General features: G+C 70.2%; 18 protein-coding genes. 8 read left to right on the top strand and 10 right to left on the bottom strand.

Translation table 11 applies throughout. From position 1 onward, the window contains the following. Positions 1 to 12: 12 nt before the first annotated feature. From C8250_RS29580 to C8250_RS29560, 5 genes are all read right to left on the bottom strand, one after another. A complete protein-coding gene (locus C8250_RS29580) occupies positions 13 to 1,218 on the bottom strand; it encodes a multidrug effflux MFS transporter (RefSeq protein ID WP_138354905.1) in 1,206 nt (401 codons plus the stop codon). A gap of 96 nt (positions 1,219 to 1,314) precedes the next feature. After that, complete coding sequence (locus C8250_RS29575) at positions 1,315 to 2,406, bottom strand: hypothetical protein (protein ID WP_138354904.1); 1,092 nt, start codon at positions 2,404 to 2,406, stop codon at positions 1,315 to 1,317. 60 nt (positions 2,407 to 2,466) lie between these two features. Next, positions 2,467 to 3,813, bottom strand: a complete 1,347-nt coding sequence (locus C8250_RS29570; RefSeq protein ID WP_138354903.1) for an aldehyde dehydrogenase family protein — start codon at positions 3,811 to 3,813, stop codon at positions 2,467 to 2,469. Between the two features lies 1 nt (position 3,814). Next, positions 3,815 to 4,282 carry a hypothetical protein gene (locus C8250_RS29565; RefSeq protein ID WP_138354902.1) on the bottom strand — a complete coding sequence of 156 codons (468 nt, stop codon included), beginning with the start codon at positions 4,280 to 4,282 and terminating at the stop codon, positions 3,815 to 3,817. Between the two features lie 35 nt (positions 4,283 to 4,317). Further along, positions 4,318 to 4,983 carry a cyclase family protein gene (locus C8250_RS29560; protein WP_269770774.1) on the bottom strand — a complete coding sequence of 222 codons (666 nt, stop codon included), beginning with the start codon at positions 4,981 to 4,983 and terminating at the stop codon, positions 4,318 to 4,320. A 271-nt stretch (positions 4,984 to 5,254) separates the two neighbouring features. Here C8250_RS29560 and aroF point away from each other — a divergent pair, with 271 nt between their 5' ends. Genes aroF through C8250_RS29540 form a run of 4 tightly spaced genes read left to right on the top strand, consistent with a single transcriptional unit; the run spans position 5,255 to position 10,248 of the window. Further along, entirely contained in the window at positions 5,255 to 6,310 is a 1,056-nt protein-coding gene (gene aroF / locus C8250_RS29555; RefSeq protein WP_138354901.1) for a 3-deoxy-7-phosphoheptulonate synthase, read from the top strand. 25 nt (positions 6,311 to 6,335) lie between these two features. Beyond that, the gene (locus tag C8250_RS29550) at positions 6,336 to 7,433 is read left to right on the top strand and encodes an AMP-binding protein (protein ID WP_138354900.1); all 1,098 of its coding nucleotides are present in this window, start codon (positions 6,336 to 6,338) and stop codon (positions 7,431 to 7,433) included. Between the two features lie 2 nt (positions 7,434 to 7,435). Beyond that, the gene (locus C8250_RS29545) at positions 7,436 to 8,935 is read left to right on the top strand and encodes an isochorismate synthase (protein WP_138354899.1); all 1,500 of its coding nucleotides are present in this window, start codon (positions 7,436 to 7,438) and stop codon (positions 8,933 to 8,935) included. Positions 8,936 to 8,988: 53 nt separating this feature from the next. Further along, positions 8,989 to 10,248 (top strand): ATP-grasp domain-containing protein, encoded by a 1,260-nt coding sequence (locus tag C8250_RS29540; protein WP_138354898.1) that lies wholly within the window; start codon positions 8,989 to 8,991, stop codon positions 10,246 to 10,248. A gap of 79 nt (positions 10,249 to 10,327) precedes the next feature. Here the strand turns inward: C8250_RS29540 and C8250_RS29535 are convergent, their stop codons facing one another. Continuing rightward, positions 10,328 to 10,540, bottom strand: a complete 213-nt coding sequence (locus C8250_RS29535; protein WP_138354897.1) for an EF-hand domain-containing protein — start codon at positions 10,538 to 10,540, stop codon at positions 10,328 to 10,330. A gap of 106 nt (positions 10,541 to 10,646) precedes the next feature. Between C8250_RS29535 and C8250_RS29530 the strand changes: the two genes are divergently transcribed. After that, positions 10,647 to 11,291, top strand: a complete 645-nt coding sequence (locus C8250_RS29530; protein ID WP_138354896.1) for a TetR/AcrR family transcriptional regulator — start codon at positions 10,647 to 10,649, stop codon at positions 11,289 to 11,291. Between the two features lie 3 nt (positions 11,292 to 11,294). Beyond that, positions 11,295 to 11,774 carry a thioesterase family protein gene (locus C8250_RS29525; protein ID WP_138354895.1) on the top strand — a complete coding sequence of 160 codons (480 nt, stop codon included), beginning with the start codon at positions 11,295 to 11,297 and terminating at the stop codon, positions 11,772 to 11,774. A gap of 304 nt (positions 11,775 to 12,078) precedes the next feature. On the opposite strand, the gene C8250_RS29520 is transcribed toward C8250_RS29525, so the two are convergent. The 4 genes from C8250_RS29520 to C8250_RS29505 form a co-directional block, all read right to left on the bottom strand. Next, positions 12,079 to 12,573 (bottom strand): ATP-binding protein, encoded by a 495-nt coding sequence (locus C8250_RS29520; protein ID WP_138354894.1) that lies wholly within the window; start codon positions 12,571 to 12,573, stop codon positions 12,079 to 12,081. Positions 12,574 to 12,892: 319 nt separating this feature from the next. Further along, a complete protein-coding gene (locus C8250_RS29515; protein WP_138354893.1) occupies positions 12,893 to 13,660 on the bottom strand; it encodes an enoyl-CoA hydratase/isomerase family protein in 768 nt (255 codons plus the stop codon). Between the two features lie 79 nt (positions 13,661 to 13,739). Then, positions 13,740 to 14,909, bottom strand: a complete 1,170-nt coding sequence (locus tag C8250_RS29510; protein ID WP_138354945.1) for an Ig-like domain-containing protein — start codon at positions 14,907 to 14,909, stop codon at positions 13,740 to 13,742. Between the two features lie 423 nt (positions 14,910 to 15,332). Then, positions 15,333 to 16,601: an Ig-like domain-containing protein gene (locus tag C8250_RS29505; RefSeq protein WP_138354892.1), complete on the bottom strand. Its 1,269-nt coding sequence runs from the start codon at positions 16,599 to 16,601 to the stop codon at positions 15,333 to 15,335. A gap of 295 nt (positions 16,602 to 16,896) precedes the next feature. Between C8250_RS29505 and glgX the strand changes: the two genes are divergently transcribed. Together glgX and C8250_RS29495 are read left to right on the top strand one after the other, a co-directional pair. Beyond that, positions 16,897 to 19,221 carry a glycogen debranching protein GlgX gene (glgX, locus tag C8250_RS29500; protein WP_138354944.1) on the top strand — a complete coding sequence of 775 codons (2,325 nt, stop codon included), beginning with the start codon at positions 16,897 to 16,899 and terminating at the stop codon, positions 19,219 to 19,221. 194 nt (positions 19,222 to 19,415) lie between these two features. Next, the gene (locus C8250_RS29495) at positions 19,416 to 20,579 is read left to right on the top strand and encodes an MFS transporter (RefSeq protein WP_164296675.1); all 1,164 of its coding nucleotides are present in this window, start codon (positions 19,416 to 19,418) and stop codon (positions 20,577 to 20,579) included. Positions 20,580 to 20,582: the final 3 nt, after the last annotated feature.

Below are 20,582 nucleotides of genomic sequence, written 5' to 3'. Positions count from 1 at the left end.
CGGGCCAGGGGTTCAGGCCGTCACCGGCGGCCGCGGGGTCAGCCGGAAGGCGGCGAGGGCGGACAGGCTCAGGCCGGCGATGACCAGGGCCATCGGGACCGAGGTGTCGGAACCGCCGAGGCCGGCCATCGGGGCGGCGAGGCCGCCGAGGGCGAACTGGGCCAGGCCCATGAGGGCGGAGGCGGTGCCCGCCATCCGCGGGGGGCGGCCGGACAGTGCGAGGGCCATCGAGTTCGGCAGGATGAGCCCGATCGGCGCGACCACCAGGAAGAGGCCGGGCAGCAGCGTCCAGAGCCCGGCCGCCAGAGAGCTCACCACGGTCAGACTGCCGACGGCGGCGACGGTCAGACCGATGCCGAGCAGCCGGCGGGAGCCGTGCCGGTCCAGCAGCCGGGCGCCGACGCGGCCGGCGATGACGATGCCCGCGCCGTTCGCCGCGAAGATGCCGGCGAACGCCAGCTGGGGCAGGTCGTAGACCTCCTGGATCACGAACGGCGATCCGGAGATGTACGTGAACATCGCGGCGAAGGCCAGCCCGCCGGTGAGCATGTAGCCGGCGAAGGCCCGGTCGGCGGCCAGCTTGCCGAACGTCACGAGCACGGCCTTGGGCCCGTCGCCGCGCCGGTCCTCCGGTGCCAGCGTCTCGGGCATGCCGCGGTACACGACGACGACCAGCACCGCGCCGAGCCCGGTGATGACGGCGAACAGCCCGCGCCAGGGCATGATCTGGAGCAGCGCCCCGCCGGCCAGGGGCGCCACGATCGGCGCGAGCGCGCTGACCTGGACGAGGCTGGCGAAGAAGCGGGCCGCCGCGGCCCCTTCGTTGCGGTCCCGGACCACGGCGCGGGCGATCACGATCGCGGTGCCGCCCGAGGCGCCCTGGAGCAGCCGGAACGCGATCAGGAACCAGACGTTCGGCGCGATGACGCACAGCAGCGACGCCACGGTGTAGCCGATGACGCCGCCGAGCAGCAGCCGGCGCCGTCCCAGCAGGTCGCTGGCGGGGCCTGCCACCGCCTGGCCGAGCGCGAGCCCGACGAGGCAGGCGGTGAGGGTGAGCTGGATCAGGGATGCGCCGCCGCCGAGGTCCCTGCCGAGCTCGGGCAGCGCGGGGAGGTACATGTCGATCGACAGCGGGCCGAGCGCGGACAGCCCGGCCAGGGTCGCCACGAGAGTGAACGGAGGTGCCTCGGCACGGACTTGTGCGGTCTTCGTCACGCTGTTCCCTTCCGGGGGGACGGGGGGGCGGGCGGTCCGGCCGGGATCGTCGGTGAGGACGACCCCGGCCGGACCGCCCGGTCAACTCTGCGTCGTTCAGGCCCCGATGAGGGTCACCGGGTCACCGAACCTCATCAGGTCGCGGTACAGCTCCGCCCGGGAGTGCCGCATGGTGCGCAGCACGCCGACCGCGCTCTCGGCCGACGCCTCGCCCTGGACGATCGAGCGGTCGTCACCGACCAGACCGGCCGTCACGCTGATGTGCCGCTCGATGTCCTGCAGATCGGCCTCGAGCAACGCGTCGCGGGCGAGCGCCAGTTCGGGGTCGGTCGCCGCCAGTTCGGCGAAGGGTTGCGCGGAGACCTTGACGAGGTTCCGCATGGCTTTGCGGAACGCCTTGTGCTCGGGCTGCGTCCGGCCGGTGAGTGCCACCGGCACGGCCGGCGGTTGCATGGTCGGGCGGACCTTCGCGTCGTAGCACGGAGCCGACATGTCCCCGGAGTGGATCATGGCCGCGGTGAAGCCGCGGACATAGGCGATCGCCTCCTGGAGGGCGTCGAAGGCTGCGTCGCGGTCCCCGTCCACCAGCCCGGCGGCCGCCCGGGAGACGGCCTCGGCCGCCGCGAGGTTGAGCACGAAGTAGAAGTGGTGGGTGATGACCCACCGCGTCAGCTCGTCGTTGCCCGGAACGTACGGGCTCCGGCCCCCCGTGGGGGTCCCGCCGGAGGGCGCCGCGGCGTCGCGCGGCGCCAGGCCCTCCAGGATCTTGGCCATGGCGTGGACCTCGTAGGCCTGATCGTTCAGATCCAGCCGCGCGTCGCGCAGATCGCGGAGCGTCCGCGCGATGATCGTCGTCACTTCCGAGACGAGCCGGGCGTCGTCGACCGGCGCCGTGCGGACCCCGAAGTACTCGTGGTTGGGAACGATCGGCTTCAGCGCCGCGGCGTCCATGGGGACGACCATGGCCTCGACGGCGAGCCGGTCGGTCTCCTCGACCGCCGCGTCCATCGCCTTGCGGACCGCGTCGCCGGCTCCCGCCGGGTTCAGCAGTTCGCCGTGCAGACGCATCAACGCGTCGGTGGCCGTGGTCAGGGCGGTACCGACCGGTGCGGCCGGGCTGGTGCGGCCGCGCACCACGTTGTTCTCGGGAAGGACGACGATCGGGATGTCGGGACAGGCAGCAGACATGTCCATCACCTCACTATCTTCTGAATGACCTGGGAGCGGTCGGTCGGGGCACCGCTGGTTTCACGACCCGGCGAAACCACGGGCCTCCTTGAGGAACTGCCCGATGTACCCGTCGTGCGGCAGATACGGATCCCGGTACCAGCCCGGGACCCTGCCGTGCAGGACCGTGCGGATGCCGGGGGTGTCCAGGGCTTCGTCGACGAGCGCCGCGTTGTCGGTGAGGAGGGTCAGGGCCAGGGAGTCGTCCAGCGGGCCGATGCCCTCCGACGGCTGCCAGGGCGCCACCCATACGCAGGGGAACGGCAGTTCCGTGCCGAGCCCCGGGTGGTCGGACCGGTCCACGCACATCACCGCGGGCCGCAGGGCCGCGGCGTCCTCGTCGACGACGGTCACCGGACCGCCGTCCGCCTCGTAGTACCGCTCCGTCAGATCGACGGCGCCCTGTGCCGCCCGGTCGAGGGCCGCCCGCAGGCCCGCCGCCTCCTTGCGGGGACGGACGGGGAGGACGGCCCCCTCGTCGGTGACCGGAAGGGCCGGCAGCGAGGCCAGTCTTTCGGCCAACGCCTCGGCCAGGGCACGGTGGTCACCCGAGGTGAGGACCGCGGTGGTGTTGGTGCACCGCACCCCGCCGTCCGCGGAGATCTCGGCGACGAGATGGTCCAGGACCGCCTCGTCGACCGGGCCGTCCACGAGGATCTTGCTCCGACCGGGACCGCGGACCAGCACCCGGTCGTTGCCGCGCAGCCGGGCCACCGTGGCCTCGCTGCCGTAGACCAGGGCCAGATCGGCCGCGTCCACAAGAGCGTCGGCGGCGGCGTGCGACCCGGGCAGCAGGCTGATCCAGCCGGGATCGAGACCTGCCTCCAGCAACGCCCGGACCAGGCGCAGCGGGGTGACGGGGTCACGGGTGCCAGGGCGCACCACGACCCGGTACCCCAGCGCCACGGCCTGGAGCCAGGCTCCGTGGGTGGCCGGGTGGTTGCTGGGGGCCACGACACCGAAGACGGAACCGCGGCGCACCCAGCGGGCGGTGCGGCCTGCGCCGACCGGGGACTGCCGCGCGACGACGTCGCCGAGCAGCCCGCAGTCGTTCTGCATCCGGCCGAGGGTCTGGCGGGCCACGCGGATGGGCACACCGGAGACGAGTGCCTGGATACGGCAGTACTCCTCCGGGGTCTGTCCGCCCAGGGTGGCCCCGGCGAACCGGCGGCCCGCGTCGGCGAGCACCGCGAGGCGCTCGTCCGACGTCATCCGCGGTGCTTCGCGCATGCGTTTGACGGTGAGCCTGGTCACCAGGGCGGGTGCTTCATGGACGGTGGCAAGGGGAGCGCCGTTCACGCCGTGCAGCACACGCGTGTCGCGGGAGCTCCGCTCCTCCCCGTCGCGGAGCACGGGTATGGACAACACGTCAGACCAACTCCTCGGGTACCGGCCGGGAAAGGGGACGCGAGAAGAAATCACCCTCGGTGACGATATCGGGAACGGCGTTCAGCGCCCGCAACGATCTTGCGCTGTAAACCTGCACAATGCGTAACGGCGGGCCGGCGGAACCGGCCACCGGAGCGCACTTGTGGAACTGGCTTTCGCGCGGCAGCTCCGGGTGTACCCGGGTGCGCCCGGCAATGCGAACTTCAGCACCGCGCGCGGACGCGCGTATAGCCCGCGCCGGCAGCAGTTCCGGCCGCAGACACGAGCCTGTCCGAAAACCCGGTTTTCGCTGGATCGTGTTTGGCTTGATGACGACACGGTCGCCTCTGCCGGTGTCCGGTAATGGATCACCGAGCAGATCCAGCGCCGCTTCGAGGCCTTCGTCGATGGCGGCGGCTGTTTGGTTCCCGGCTTCTTTCAGAGAAACGGCTGTCTGATTTCCAGCCATGTGGACCCCCTTGTGTGAGTGTTCCGCCGAGGGGGTCAGACCGGCCATCCGTCGAACACCACGGCGCGGGCCGGGGCGGCTTCCACGCCGGAAATCTTGATGGGAAGCGCCATCAGCTGGGCGACCTGGTTGTCGATCTGGTCGAGGTTCTGGATGTTCTCCAGGATCGGGATGTTGGCGGCCAGCAGCCGCCGGTGCACCTGCCCGCTGCGGTCGTCCGGCCGCTCCGTGATGCAGTCCATGCCGACGAGCCGGACGTCGTTGTCGACCATCCAGTCCGCCGAGGACAGAGTGAGATAGGGCGGCTTGTCCCAGTAGTCCTCACGCCCCAGGTACCGGTTCGGGTGGTCGGTACGGATCAGCAGACGGTCGCCGGCCTGCCATACGTCGCGGACCGCCTTCTCCAGTTCGTCGCCGGTGACGGGGTCGAGGTCACGGTGGCCGGAAAGGTCCGCGATGACCACCCGGCCGACGAAGGTCTCCAGCGGGACCTCGTCGATTTTCGCGCCGTCCTCGTAGAAGTGGAATCCGGATTCCACATGGGTTCCGTTGTGCGGGAAAATCTGCAGATCCGAGAAGGTCCGGCCGCCGCCGGCCGGGTCGGTCTCCGGGGTCATCGCCTTGCGTATACCAAACTTCGGATACCACGAGGCGTTATAGGAAGGCATTCCCTCGTACCAACCCTGGCTGATATCGACCATCTTCATGTCGTACCCCCGCTGTTCATGTTGTTCGGTTTCGGCCAACGAAACATCTTTCGGCCAACGGCATCCGCCCTGCCTGAGGACGGCACGGCGATGACAGCACAGGAAGAATACGCTTGGCAATCCCTTCACTTCTGGGTTACTGTCCGGAAGAAGATCTTTCCGGGGGGACGAGTCTCAGTGAAAAGCGATGCCACGACCACGACTGGGTGGCACTCCCCCTGAGCTCCATCGGAGCACTCCCGACAGTCCCTTGGAAGGCACTCCCATGATTGTGGTAATGAGTCCGCAGGCTGCCCGCGAACAAGTTGAATCCGTAAATGAATTACTTCGGGGCAGTGGCCTGATTCCGATATCCAGCACTGTGGCGGGCGTCACAGTGCTCATCACAGAAGGAACCGACGGGCCTGATCTGGCAACGGTTCTGGAGAAGGCGCCCGGCGTCGACCGGGTGGTCGTGGTGTCCGGATCGCAGCGGTTGACCAGCCGGGCGTTCCGTCCCGAGGACACCCAGGTGACGCTCGGCTCCGCCGGCGGAGCGGTGTTCGGCGGCACCGGATTCGCCGTCATCGCCGGTCCCTGCGCGGTCGAGAGCCCGGCGCAGATGAACGCCGTGGTGGACTCGGTCGTCGCGAGTGGCGCCGTCATGCTGCGCGGCGGCGCGTTCAAGCCCCGGACCTCCCCGTACAGCTTCCAGGGGCTGGGACTCGCGGGGCTGACCCTCCTCGCCGAGCAGCGGAAGCGGACCGGCCTGCCGGTCGTCACCGAGGTCGTGACCCCGGGAGACGTGGAATCCGTCGCCGAGGAGAGCGACATGCTCCAGATCGGTGCGCGCAACATGCAGAACTTCGAGCTGCTGCGCGAGGCGGGAGCCTCCGGCCGGCCCGTCCTCCTCAAGCGCGGGATGTCCGCCACCATCGAGGAGTGGCTGCTCGCGGCCGAGTACGTGCTGCACATGGGGAACAGCGACGTCGTCCTGTGCGAGCGCGGTATCCGCAGCTTCGAGCGCGGCACCCGGTTCACCCTGGACCTCAGTGCGGTGGCCGAGGCCAAGCGGCTCACCCATCTGCCGGTGATCGTCGACCCGAGCCACAGCACGGGCAAGCCGCACCTCGTCGCGCCGATGTCCCTGGCGGCGGCCGCGTGCGGCGCCGACGGACTGATCGTCGATGTCCACACGGACGCCTCGAACGCGATGTGCGACGGCGCCCAGGCCCTCAGCGGTGAGCAGTTCGGCACCCTCATGGGCCGGCTCAAGCCGGTCGTGGAGGCCGTGGGGCGCACCCTGTCGCCGGCCCTCACCCACTCCCTCGCCCGGGTCTGATCCCCACCTTCCTTGGAGACACCGCATGTCCGAGCACATCGTCGACCCGTTAACCGCCGATCTCGCGCCTGAGGACTTCATCCACGCCGCGATGCAGTGGCACTTCTCCCCCGCCACCGGCTCGCCGTACTGGGTGAAGCGCGCGGCCGAGCTGGACTTCAATCCGCTCACCGACGTCCACACCTGGGACGACCTCGACCTCTTCCCGGACGTCAGCGACGAGTGGAAGGACGTCCCGGTCGACGCGCTGGTCCCCGCCGGGATCGGCAGGGAGGGCTGGGACTTCCAGGTCTTCGACAGCGGGGGCACCACGGGACGGCCCAAACGCATCGTGGAATCGCGGTCGCGCCGCAACGGTGTCCACTGGGTGAGCGAGGTGCTCGCCGATCACAAGGTCCCGGGCGAGGGCGAGGGCCACTGGCTGCATCTCGGCCCCACCGGACCGCACATCGTCGGCCGTTCCATCGGGCTGCTGGCGCAAATGCGCGGCACGTTCTGCCACTACATCGACTTCGACCCGCGCTGGGTCAAGAACAGCGTCAAGCAGGGCAGGACCGATGAGGCCGCCCGCTATGTGAAGCACATCCTGGCGCAGGCCCAGGACATCCTCTCCACCCAGCCCGTCTCCGTCCTCTTCGCCACCCCGCCGGTGCTCGAAGCGCTGGCCGCCGACGAGAAGCTGCTGGATCTGGTGCAGCGGAAGGTGCGCGGCATCATCTGGGCCGGCACCAGCGTGAGCCCCGAGACGCTCCGGGTCTTCGAGGACGAGCTCTTCCCCGATGCCGCCGTGGTCGGCCTGTACGGCAACACCATGATGGGCATCGCCCCGCAGCGCCCGCGGGACGGCGAACGGGACGACGAACGCTGTGTCTTCATCCCCTTCCACCCGTTCAGCCGGGTCAAGGTGGTGGACCCCGAGAACACCGGCACCTCCGTGGCCCACGGCGAGCGCGGGCAGGCGAAGATCAGCCTCGTCTCCCGGGACCTGCTGCTGCCCTGGACGCTGGAGCGCGACTCCGTACTGCGCATCGCGCCCACCGCGAAGTACCCCCAGGACGGGCTGGCCGACATCAGGCCGCTCACCGTGGCCGGCGGCCAGACCGCTGTCGAAGGGGTGTACTAGGCATGACCTCCGCTGCCGCACCAGTGGTCACCCGTGAACGACCCGTCGCGTTGCTCGACCGCGCCGACCGGGACAGCCTCCTCGCCACCTGCCGGCGCGCCCTCGACCAGGCCCGCCGCAGCCAGCGTCTGGTCCTCGTCAGCTGGGCCAAACCGCTCACCCTCGCCGACCCCGTCGCCATCTGGAGCCGTGCCCGTCGCGGTACGCCGCGTTCGTTCCTGTGGCAGTCGGCATGGGACCGCGGATCCGTCGTCGCGATCGGATCGGCGCGCGATCTGCGGGGACGGGGCGAGAACCGTGTCGCGTCCGTCCGCGACGGATGGCAGGCGCTGACCCGGGACCTCGTCACCGGCGGAACGGCGGTCGCCGAACTGCCCACGGGCGAAGGCCCGCTGGCCATCGGCGGTTTCGCCTTCAGCCCCGAGAACGCCCCGGAGAAGGGACGCCTTCCGGACGCCCTGATGTGGGTGCCCGCCCTGCAGATCCGTGGCACGGTGCCCGACCAGGCCGCCGCCGACCGGCCCGGTCCGGCCGAACTGCGCCTGAACGCCGTTCTGTTGCACGACAGCGACCCCGAGCAGGTGGCCAACGGCCTGCTCCACCTCGCCGACCTCTGCCTTCCGCCCGAAGCCGCCGCCGAAGCCCGGAAACTGGCGTACGCGGACGAACGGACGCACACCAGCGCCGAGTTGCCCGACGCCGACCGCTGGAAGGGCCTGGTCCGCCGCGCGACCGGCCGGATCCGGGACGGCGACTTCGAGAAGGTGGTGCTGGCGCGCGAGCTGCGGGTCACAGCTTCCAGCCCGTTCGACGTGCCGACCGCGGTGAACCGGCTGCGCAGCGCCTATCCCGGCACCACCGTCTTCGCGGTGGACCACGAGGAGTACACCTTCCTCGGCGCGACCCCCGAATACCTCGTACGGGTCAACCGCCGGGCGGTGCACGCGCTGGGACTGGCCGGTACGGCGCCCCGCGGGCTCACCCCGGAACAGGACGCGGCTCTCGCCCTCGAACTGGCCGGCAGCGCCAAGATCCAGCACGAGCACGACGTCGTGGTGCAGATGCTCCGCGACGCGCTGCGGGACTCGTGCGTCAATGTCGCCTCCGACGCGGAGCCGAGCGTGGTCAAGCTCGCCAACGTCCAGCATCTGTCCACGAAGGTCCGCGGCGAGCTGGCCGCGGACTCCACCGCGGGAATCCTGGACTTCGTCGACCGTCTCCACCCGACCCCGGCCCTCGGCGGCCACCCCCGCAAGGAGTCGCTGAGCTGGCTCTCCGACAACGAGGGGCTGGACCGGAGCTGGTACGCGGGAGTGGTCGGCTGGGCCGACGGCTCCGGGCAGGGCCAGTTCGCGGTCACCATCCGGTCCGCCCTGGTCGACGGCCCCTCCGCCTCGCTGTACGCCGGCTGCGGCATCGTGGCCGACTCCGATCCCGAGGCGGAGTACGCGGAGTCCTGCGCGAAGCTGCGCCCGATGATGTCCGCCCTGGGAATCGAGTGACCAGCCCGCGTCGCCCCGTCCGTCCTGCCGGATCGCCCATTGGTGAGGTAAGAATGACCGTCAAGCCCGCCGCTCCCCGCGTGGTCGTCATCGTCGACGCGTATTCGAGCGCACGATCCCTTGCCCCGCTCTTCCAGGCGCGCGGCTATGAATGCGTCCACGTCCAGAGCACCCCGGCGATTCCGATGGTGTACGAGAAGAGCTTCCGGGCCTCGGACTTCACCGCCAACATCGTGCACGCGGGGGATGTCGCCGCGACGGTCGCGGCCCTCGCCGCGCACGCGCCGGTCAGTCTGCTGGCGGGCATCGAGAGCGGGGTCGAGGTCGCGGACGTGCTCAGCGAGGCGCTCGGCCTGCGGACGAACGGCACGGCGCTGAGCCCGTCCCGCCGGGACAAGTTCCGCATGATGGAGACGGTCAAGGAGGCCGGGGTCCCCGGCACCGGCCAGATCCTGGCCACCGACCTCGACACGCTGCTCGCCTGGCACAGCGAGGCCGAAGGCCGGGTCGTGCTGAAGCCGTTGAAGAGCGCGGGAAGCGACGGCATCTTCTTCTGCGACGACGCGGACCAGGTGCGCGCCGCGTTCGAGGCGCTGCTCGGCTCCGAGAGCGCGCTGGAGCTGCACAACCACGCGGTGCTGGCGCAGGAGTACCTGGTCGGCAGCGAGTACATCGTGAACACCGTGAGCCTGGACGGGAAGCACCACGTCACGGACATCTGGAAGATGCACCACCTCGGCGCCAACGGGGTGCACGACATGGCGGCCGGCGCCCAGCTGATGCCTCGTCATGGCGTGGAGCAGGACGCGCTGATCGAGTACAACTGCCTGGTCCTGGACGCCCTGGGGGTGCGCAACGGTCCCGCGCACACCGAGCTCAAGCTGACGCCGCAGGGCCCGCGGCTGGTCGAGAGCGCCGCCCGGATCTGCGGTGCGGACGTGCATGTGCCGGCCAAGGGCGCGATCGGCGAGAGCCAGCTGGACTGGACCGTGGACGCGTACGTCGACCCCGAGCGCTTCCTGGAGCGCTGGGAGGCCGGTTATGAACTCGCCCGGCACGCCGGGATCGTCAACATGGTCTCGCCGGCGGCCGGCAAGCTCGTCGGCTATCCGAAGATGGCCGAGCTCCGCGGGCTGGAGAGCTTCCATGACATCACGCTGAACGTGCACCCCGGCGACGAGATCCACCGCTCGATCGACGACTGGACGTACCCGATGCGCGTGTACCTCGTGCACGAGACCGAGAGCGTCGTCATGCACAACATCCTGTCGGCGCGGTACATGGACGGCGAAGGCTTCTACGACATCGTCTGAGCGAGACCCGCCCTCGCGGCAGGAACAGGAACGAGTGGGGCCCGGCACCGGTCATGGTGCCGGGCCCCACTTCTGTGCGTCAGCCCTGCAGCTTGGCCCAGAACTCGTCCCACGAGAGCTGCCCGTCACCGTCGGTGTCGTCGGCGTTGATCACGGCCTGGGCGACCGACTCGGTGGTGTGGAAGTCCCCGAGCTCGGCCATGACCTTCTTGTACTCGGCCGCGGTGATCTGACCGTCCTTGTCGAGGTCATACCGGTCGAATGCCCTCTTCGCTGCCTCGATGTCCGCCACGTGACCCGCCCCTTCTCTGTGCCTGATGGTCGGGCTCAGATTATCGGGGTTTCCGGGCCCAACAATAAGTGCGACCGGTCGGTCGTCTTTCTGTTACGGTGAGGCCATGGCAGACAGCGAGCGGCCCGACGGCAGACGCGTACGCGGAGAGCGCACGCGGCAAGCCGTGCTGGACACGGCCGTGGCGCTCGCCTCGGTGGACGGACTGGACGGACTCTCGCTGGCACGGCTGTCCGGAGCGCTCGGGGTGAGCAAGTCCGGACTGTTCACACACTGGCGGGACAAGGAGCAGCTCCAGCTCGACGTGATCGACCGGGCCCGCAAGCAGTGGGGCGCGCTCGTGATGCGGCCGGCGCAGGACGCGCCGGCCGGCGTGCGGCGGCTGCTCGCGCTGCACGAGGCACGGCTGGCCTTCTACGCCAAGGACGTACTGCCCGGCGGCTGCTTCTTCGCCGCCGTGCAGACGGAGTTCGACGACCGGCCGGGCGCGGTGCGCGACCGCGTCGCGCAGTCGATCGTCGACTGGGTGCGGCACATCCAGGACCTCGTCGAGGAGGCGATCGCCCTCGGCGAGCTGCGGGCGGACGTGGACGCCGCGCAGCTGACGTTCGAGATCGACGCGCTCGGCGAGGCCGTCGTCACCCGCTCCCGGCTCATGGACCGGGCCACCGTCCTCGCCCAGGCGCACCGGGCCGTCCTGGAACGGCTCAGATCCTGCTGCACCGACCCTTCGATCCTCCCGGAGAGCTGAGACATGACGACCACCGCCCAGCCACCGGCCACCCAAGAAGCACCGGCCGCACAGATCTTCCCCGTCCAGATCCACTTCGACGATCTCGACGCCCTGGGAATGGTCCACAACGCCCGCTACGCCCTGTTCGTCGAGCGCGCGATCACCGCCTACTGGGTCGACCGGGGCTGGTCGTACACCGCCGACCGCACCGAGTACGACGACACCTTCCTCGCGGTGCGCGAGTTCCGCATCGAGTACCTGGCGCCGATCCTGGGCGCGGGCGACGGGGCCGTGCACATCTGGATCGAGCACCTGGGCCGCACCAGCATCGTCTACGGCTTCCACGTGCTGTCCGCCGACCACCAGGTGGTGCACGCGTCGGGACGCCGCGCCCAGGTCAAGCTGGACCCGGCCACCCTGCGCCCCAGCCCGCTGAGCGACGAGCTGCGCGCGGCGGCGGCTCCCTTGATGGGCGCGCGGCCCATACGCTCCACTGCATAGCGAATCGTTCGAATGCAAGATCGATACACTGCTTATCCGCTATTTACAAGGCAAGTGGCGCAGTTCACTCCCTTATACGCAAGTGATTGATGAAGAATATTAGCTAATGTCCGATATGTGGGTTTGCCTGCTCCGTACCCCCTGTGTCAGAGTCGGTGCCAACGGCCCCCACTGACCCGGGCTGAGCCGTTCCCAAGGCGCCGCGGACCACACCCCCCTTGCTCCGCGGCGGTACGAAGAGGCCCTCCCTGTGTCGCACTGCGACACCGGAGGGCTTCTTCGCGTTGTGGCGGAGAACGGGCGCTCAGCGGTCCAGGACGCGCAGTTCGAACCACGTCGTCTTGCCGCGTGGCTGGAGGTCGACGCCCCAGCGGTCGGAGAGCTTGTCGACGAGGAAGAGGCCGCGGCCGCTGATGTCGAGCTCGCGGACCGGCAGCAGACAGGGCAGCGCCCGCGAGGGATCGCGGACCTCGACGCGGATCCAGCCGCGGCGGTGCAGCATCCGGATCCCGAAGGTGCGGGCGCCGGTGTGCCGGACGGCGTTGCCGACGAGTTCCGAGACCAGTAACTCGACGGTGTCGGAGAGCTGCGGAAGCGACCACCGGCGCAGCACCGAGACGGAGAGCCGGCGCGCGGTCGAGGCGGATTCGGGGCGCGAGGTCAGCCGGACCTCTTCCACCGACGGATCCCCGACCAGATCGAGGGCTTTGGCAGCGGCCTCGTCGGCGGCCGCCGACGGCCACGCCGCAGCGGCGATGCTCACCCGCTGCGGTTGCTCGGATGCTCCCCGGCCCGCCATGCGTTCATCATGGCCGCACAGGAGGCGGTTCGGGGTGGATCCGGGGGAATTGGCCGACCGGAATGAGGGGTTCCATAAGCGTGTTCAGGCATATGCCATGGACAATGATCGCCCTCGAGAAGCCGTGATGACCTGCAGTGATGAGTCGTTGACGATCAGCTACAGGCTACTGAGGGCGGGGATTCTTTAAGGTTCACTTAAGACTGCGCTAAGGTCGGCCCACCCGGTCGGCCCAACGTCAACAGGCCCTCGAAAGAGGGGTGATGGGCCGGCCGAGGGTCCACGGCGGACCCTCGGCCGACCCGTCGGCACGACAGGACTAACGGAACTTCGCCTTGCCCGGTCCGTCCTCGACGAAGCTGCGCATGCCCGTCTCGCGGTCGGCCGTCGCGAACAGACCGGCGAACAGGGTGCGTTCGATGGTCAGCCCGGTCTCCAGGTCGGTCTCCAGACCGCCGTCGATCGCTTCCTTGGCCGCGCGCAGCGCGTACGCCGGGCCGCGGGCGAGGCGTTCCGCCCAGGCGCGCGCCTCGGCGTAGACCTGCTCGGCGGGCACGACCTTGTCGACCAGGCCGATGGCCAGCGCCTCCTCGGCCTTCACCATCCGGCCGGTGAAGATCAGGTCCTTGGCCCGGGAGGGACCCACCAGGCGGCTCAGCCGCTGGGTGCCGCCGGCGCCCGGGATCAGACCGAGCAGGATCTCCGGCTGGCCCAGCTTGGCGTTCTCCGCCGCGACGCGGATGTCGGCGCAGAGCGCCAGTTCGCAGCCGCCGCCCAGCGCGTAGCCGGTGATCGCGGCGACCACCGGCTTGGGGATGCGGGCGACCGCGGTGAACGACTCCTGGAGGGCGCGCGAGCGGTCGACCATGCCCTCGTAGGACATGGCCTGCATCTCCTTGATGTCCGCGCCGGCGGCGAACACCTTCTCCCCGCCCCAGACGATCACGGCGCGTACGTCGTCGCGCCGCCCCGCCTCCTCCGCGACCACCTTCAGCCGGTCCTGGGTGGCGATGTCCAGTGCGTTCATCGGCGGGCGGTCGATGCGGATCGTGCCGACGCCTTCGGCGACTTCGAGGCTCACAGTCATGGTCCGGAGACTACTTCGCCGGGCGGGCCCGAAGAACAGGCCCGCCCGGCGACGGAGGTCACATCGACTGGTCAGCGGGTCAGCTGGTCCACTCGCTCCAGGAGAGGTTCCAGCCGTTGAGGCCGTTGTACCACTGCACCGTCTTGTCCTTGGAGTTGATCACCTGGACGACGTCGCCCACGATCGACTGGTTGTAGAACCAGGCGGCCGGGGTGGACGGGTCACCGGCACCGCGGGTGTCGGACAGCCCCACACAGCCGTGGCTGGTGTTGGAGTTGCCGAAGATCGACTTGGCCGCCCAGTAGTTGCCGTGGATGAAGGTGCCCGAGTTGGTCAGGCGGATGGCGTGCGGTACGTCCTTGATGTCGTACTCGCCGCCGAAGCCGACCGTGTCGCCGTTCATCCGGGTCACGTCGTACTTCTCGGTCATCACCATCTTGCCGTTGTACGTGGTGTGCGCCGGGGCGCCCGAGCTGATCGGAATGGTGCGGATCACCGAGCCGTTACGGCTGACCGTCATGGTGTGCTTCGCGGCGTCGACCACGCTGACCTGGCTGCGGCCGATGGTGAACTTCACGTCCTTGGACTGCTTGCCATAGACGCCGGGGGCGCCTTCGACGCCGTCCAGCCGCAGGCTCAGCGTCACCTTGGTGCCCGCCGCCCAGTACTGCTCGGGGCGCAGGTCCAGACGCTGGTTGCCGTACCAGTGGCCCTTGACGGGGACGGACGGAGAAGCGGTGACCTGGACGGCCGCCTCGACGGCCTTCTTGTTGGTGATCGCCCGGTTGAAGTTGAGCGAGACCTCCATGCCGACGCCGACGGTCTGGCCGTCCTCCGGCGTGTAGAAGCCGACGAAGGAATCCTTCGGCGTGATCGTGGTGAACACCGCGTGCTTGGCGGACTCACGGCCGTCGGCGTCCTTGGCGATCGCGTCCACCGTGTACTTGGTGGAGGTGCCCAGGTGCTCGTCCGGCGCCCAGCTGGCACCGTCCGCGGCTGTCTCGCCCTTGACCGACGTGCCCTTGTCGTCCTTGACGATGACCGAGGTGAGCTTGCCGCTCGCGGCCGTCACCTTCAACGCGCCACTGGTGGCCACGTTGTTCGCGCCGTCCTTCGGCGTGATGGTGACCACCGCCGCCGAGGCCTTGGTGTCGGCGCTCGTGCCGGCCTGCGCACCGGCCGGCTTGTTACCACCGGCACCGCCGGTGCTGCCGGTGTTCGTGCCGCCGCCACCGCATGCGGTGGTCATCAACAGCAGCGCCCCCAGCGCCAGTGCCAGCAACGTCTGCCTGGCGCCCGGCGCCGCCTGTATCGGCTTCAACTTTCTGCTCCCCTCACACGGCCGCCCGCCCACGCGTCCGGAATGCCCAGCTACGGCACCCCTGGTAGCGATTCTGCCCGGCCGATCCGACCCTGACCCCCCTGTGCGTGGCCGCTGCAGAGCCGCTGGGGCTTCTGCGCGTAATACCGCTCACGCAAACGACAGATAATCACACGCAAGGTAGGCCCGGTGACACGGGAATGTCACCATTCCGTCCCAGTGTGCTGTGAACGCGCCACGAGGCAGGATCCGGCCCCGGAACCGCTTCCGGAACGGACTCCGGGCCCGGCCCCCACCCGGTGGTCGACCGGGGGCGGACCGGGCCCGGAAGGGACCGCGGGGAGCGCCGCGTCAGGGGTTGGAGCCGGATTCCGGGGACGCGGCGGAGTCGAGGGACGCGGCGGAACCCGCGCGCCACTCCTGCCAGCTGAGGTTCCAGCCGCCCATGCCGTTGTCCGCCGCGACCGTGCGGTCGTGGGAGTTGATCACCTCGACGGTGTCGCCGACGAGCGAGTGCTCGAAGAGCCAGCCCGCCGGCGTCGTCGAGCGGCCGCCCTTCACATCGGCGAGCCCGACACAGCCGTGGCTGGTGTTGGTGACGCCGAAGGTCCCGGGCGCGGCCCAGTAGTTGCCGTGCAGGAACGTCCCGGAGCGGGTGAGGCGCATGGCGTGCGGAACATCCGGAATGTCGTACTCCCCACCGAAACCGACCGTCTGGCCGTTCATCCGGGTGAGGGCGAACTTCTCGGCGATCACCATCGTGCCCTGGTACGTGGGGTGCCCCGGGCTGCCGGCCGAGATCGGCAGCGTCTTGAACAACTGGCCCTCGCGCCGCACGGTCATGGTGTGCGCGTCCGCGTCGACGGTGCTGGTCTGGTCGCGGCCGATGGTGAACCGGACGTCCTTGGACTGGGTGCCGTACATGCCGTCGGCGCCCTCGACATCCTTGAGCCGCAGCGACATGGTCACCTCGGTGCCGGCCCGCCAGTGCTTCCTGGGGCGCAGGTCGAGGCGCCGGCTGCCGAACCAGTGCGGGGCCACGTCCACCGCGGGCTTCGCGTGGACGGTGATCGCCCGCTCGACCGCCGCACGGTCGGTGACCGGCCGGTTGAAGTTGATGGTGATGATCATGCCGGTACCGACGGTGGATCCGGCCTCGGGTGTGTAGAAGCCGATGAACTTGTGCTTGGGCACCAGCGTCGTGAACACGGCGTGCTTGGCGGCCCGGCGGCCCTGGCCGTCCACCGCGTAGGCGTCCACCGTGTACTGGGTGGAGAGCGCCAGCTTGCCCGTGGGCAGCCAGCCGCTGTGGTCCGCGGCGAGGGTGCCGGGGACCGGTACGCCCTCGGCGTCGGCCACCTTGACCTGCGTCAACTCGCCCTTCTCCACTCCGACCCGCAGCTGCCCGTCGGGCAGCACATCGTGCGCCGCGTCGTCCGGCGTGATGCTGATGACCGCTTCCGACACCTGCGGGACGACGTCCCTCGGGGCGGCGTCGTCGCTCCTGCTGCCGACGTCGCCACCGCCTCCCGCCCCGCATCCGGCGAGGAGCCCGCCGAGTACTACCGCTCCTACCAGTCCCGCCCCGGCGCGCAGGGCGCGCCTCACCACATTCGTCACGCAGGGTCAACGAGAGCGGCACCCCCGGGGAAACGTGTCACCGCCCATGTGTACGGGAACAGCAGGGCAACAGGGACGACACCGATCACACGGGTGACTGCACGCGTCCGGAGGGGAAGGAATGGTAGGAGGAGACGGCACCGACCCGGCACGGGACGCCGGGAAGGGCCGCGCCCGGCCAGGGCTTTAGTGGGACGCGTGGGGTTCCGCCGTACCGTGGCCGCGGTCGCGTACGGCTGGATCCTGTCGAGCCGCGGGAGGCGAGCACGTGTCAGAGACACGCGAGCACGAGGCCATGGAGGCCGTTGAGGCGGTCCCCCGGCCGAACGGCCTGCGGACGAGCCCTCCGCCGGCCGTCCCCGGGCCCGCTCAGGAGCAGGCTCCGGGGACGACCCCGGACCCCGGGGCGGCAGGCGGCCCCGAGCCCGGGAGCGCGCCCCGTACGGTCTGGCCCGGCAGTTCCGAACCGCTCGGCGCGCGCTTCCGCACCGGCCCCGACGGCCGGCCGGGCACCAACTTCGCGCTGTGGGCGGGCGGCGCCGAATCCGTGGAGCTGTGCCTCTTCGAGGCGGACGGCACCGAGACCCGGGCGCCGCTCACCGAGCTGACGCACGAGATCTGGCACGGCTTCGTGCCCGGCGTGCTGCCCGGCCAGCGCTACGGCTACCGGGTCAGCGGCCGCTGGGACCCGTGGACCGGCGCCCGCTGGAATCCCGCCAAGCTGCTGCTGGACCCGTACGCCCGCGCGGTGGACGGCGACTTCACGCTGCCCTCCGAGGTCTACGCGCACGTCCGTGACTGGCCGGAGCGGCAGATCGCCGACACCGTCCGCGACAACCGGGACTCGGCCCCGCTCGTGCCCAAGGGCGTCGTCGTCCACGATGACGACGACTGGTCCGACGACCACCGTCCCAAGACGCCGTGGTCCGACTCCGTCATCTACGAACTGCACGTCAAGGGCTTCACCAAGCGCCATCCCGGCATACCGGAGGAGCTGCGCGGCACCTACGCGGGGCTGGCGCACCCGGCCGCGATCGAGCACCTCACCGGGCTGGGCGTCACCGCCGTCGAGCTGCTGCCCGTCCACCAGTTCGCCCATGAGGAGCACCTGGAGCGGGCCGGGCTGAAGAACTACTGGGGCTACAACTCCATCGGCTACTTCGCGCCGCACTCCGGCTACGCGGCCGGCGGCACCCGCGGTGAGCAGGTCGGCGAGTTCAAGCGGATGGTGCGCGCCCTGCACGCCGCCGGTATCGAGGTCATCCTGGACGTCGTCTACAACCACACCGCCGAGGGCGGTGAGCTGGGCCCGACGCTCTCGCTGCGCGGGATCGACAACCGCGGCTACTACCGGCTGCAGGACGACCCGCGCCGCTACGCCGACTACACCGGCTGCGGCAACACCCTGCACGTCGTGCAGCCGCACGTCCTGCGGCTCATCACCGACTCGCTGCGCTACTGGGTGACGGAGATGGGCGTCGACGGCTTCCGCTTCGACCTCGCCGCTGCGCTCGCCCGCTCGATGCACGACGTCGACATGCTCTCGCCGTTCCTCGCCGTCATCGCCCAGGACCCGGTCCTGCGGCGGGTGAAACTGATCGCCGAGCCGTGGGACGTCGGGATGGGCGGCTACCAGGTCGGCGCGTTCCCCCCGCTGTGGACGGAATGGAACGACCGCTACCGGGACGCGGTGCGCGACTTCTGGCGCGGCGCCCAGCACGACGTACGCGACCTCGGCTACCGGCTCTCCGGCTCCAGCGACCTGTACGCCTGGGGCGGCCGGCGGCCGTACGCCTCGGTCAACTTCATCACCGCGCACGACGGCTTCACCCTGCGCGACCTGGTCTCCTACGAGTCCAAGCACAACGAGGCCAACGGCGAGAACAACAACGACGGCACCCACGACAACCGCTCCTGGAACTGCGGCGCCGAGGGCGCGACCACCGACCCCGGGATCAACACCCTGCGCCGCCGGCAGCTGCGCAACCTGCTCTCGACGCTGCTGCTGTCCACCGGCGTCCCCATGCTGGTGGCCGGTGACGAGATGGGCCGCACCCAGGGCGGCAACAACAACGCGTACTGCCAGGACAACGAGATCAGCTGGATCGACTGGTCGCTGCTGGACGACCCCGACTGGCGGGGGCTCAGCACGCTGGCCGCGCGTGTCATCGCACTGCGCCGCGCCCACCCGGTGCTGCGCCGCCGCGCGTTCTTCTCCGGCCGCTCCCAGACCCCCGGCGGGCTGCCCGACCTCACCTGGTTCACCGCCGGGGGCCAGGAGATGACCGACGACGACTGGTTCGCCTCGTCGCACACCATCGGCATGTACCTCTCCGGCGACGACATCCCGCAGCGCGACGCCCAGGGCGTCCCCATCACCGACGACAGCTTCCTGATCATCGCCCACGCCTCGCACCGCCCCGCCCGCTTCGCCCTCCCCGGCCACCCCTGGGCCGACTCCTACGAACTCCTCCTCGACACCACCGCCGAGGACCAGTCCCGGCCACCGGGCACCGGATACCCGGCGGGCGGCTCGGTGACGGTGCCGGGGCGCTCCCTCCTGCTGCTGCGCGCCCTCCCGGCCACCACCACTCCGGCCCCACGGACGTCCAGCCACTGAAACCCCTGGACACGGAGAATTGGTCCAGTCCACACTCGATCCCTGTGACCTCCTCCGCGCCACAGCCCTGCGAGAACCCTCTCCTCATCGATCCGCCGACCGGGCCGGCGGCGGGGTCCGTCACAGCGCCCGCGAAGGGCCCGGGGCTGTGGTCGGCCAACTTCCGGCTGTACTTCACCGCGCGCTCGGTCGCCATGCTCGGCGACTCCATGCTGCCGGTGGCGATGGCCGCCGGGCTGCTGCAGTACGGGTACGGGGCCGGTGCCATCGGGCTGGTGATGGCGTCGTACATGGGGTGCTTCGCCGGGCTGGTGATATTCGGCGGCGTGATCGCGGACCGGTTCAACGCCCGGCTGCTGATGATCGGCGCCGACCTCGTACGGCTCGGCATGATGGCGCTGCTGGCCGGTCTGTTCTTCGCCGACCACGTGGTGCTGTGGCAGGTGTGCGCGATCACCGCCGTCAACGGGGTCGCCGCGGCGATGTTCCAGCCCGGCGTGGCCAGTACGGTGCCGCGGGTCGCCACCGATGTGCAGGGTGCCAACGGGGTGGTGCGGACCGCCGAGTCGATGATGGCGCTGGCCGGTCCCGCGGTCGCCGGGCTGCTGGTGGCGTTCGCGTCGGCGGGCGGCGTGATCGCGGTGGACGCGGTCACCTTCGGGGTGAGCGCGGTCTGTGTGTTCCTGCTCCGGCTGCCGCCGGTCGCCCATGAGACCACCGGGCCGAAGACCAGTACCTTCCGGGCCGATCTCGTCGAGGGGTGGCGGGAGTTCCGGGGCCGCACCTGGATGTGGACGGTCATCGTGATCTGGATGGTCTTCATGGTGACGGTGATGGGCCCGGTGACGCCGCTCACGGCCGGTGAGATCCTGCCGGCGCACGGCCCGAAGGCGTACGGCCTGGTCAACTCCTGCCTGGGCGCGGGCACCGCGCTCGGTGCGCTGCTCGCGATGCGGTTCCGGTCGCACTTCCCGCTGCGGGCGGGAGCCACCGCCCTCTTCGGCAGCGCGCTGTACCCGGCGTCCGTCGGTCTGCACCTGCCGGTACCGGCCATCTGCGGCTGCATCTTCGTCGCCGGTTCCGCCTGGGCGTACTGGGGCGTGAACTGGGCGACCAGCGTGCAGACCCAGGTGCCCGGCGAGATCCTGAACCGGATCCACGCCTACGAGGTCGCCGGGTCGGTCGCGATGCTGCCGGTGGGCCAGGCGCTGTCCGGGCCGGCGTCGTCCGCGTTCGGCGCGCGCCATGTGCTGCTGGCGGGCAGCGTGGTGTCCCTGGTGGTCTGTGTGTCGCTGTTGTCGGTGCCGGCGATCCGCAATCTGCGGCGGGTGGCACAACCGGCCGGAAAAACCGGATGAGCG

The sequence above is a fragment of the Streptomyces sp. So13.3 genome (assembly GCF_005860785.2).
Classification (GTDB): domain Bacteria; phylum Actinomycetota; class Actinomycetes; order Streptomycetales; family Streptomycetaceae; genus Actinacidiphila; species Actinacidiphila fildesensis.
The sequence above is the reverse complement of the archived record's forward strand: the minus strand, read 5'-3'. Positions and strand labels throughout refer to the sequence as shown.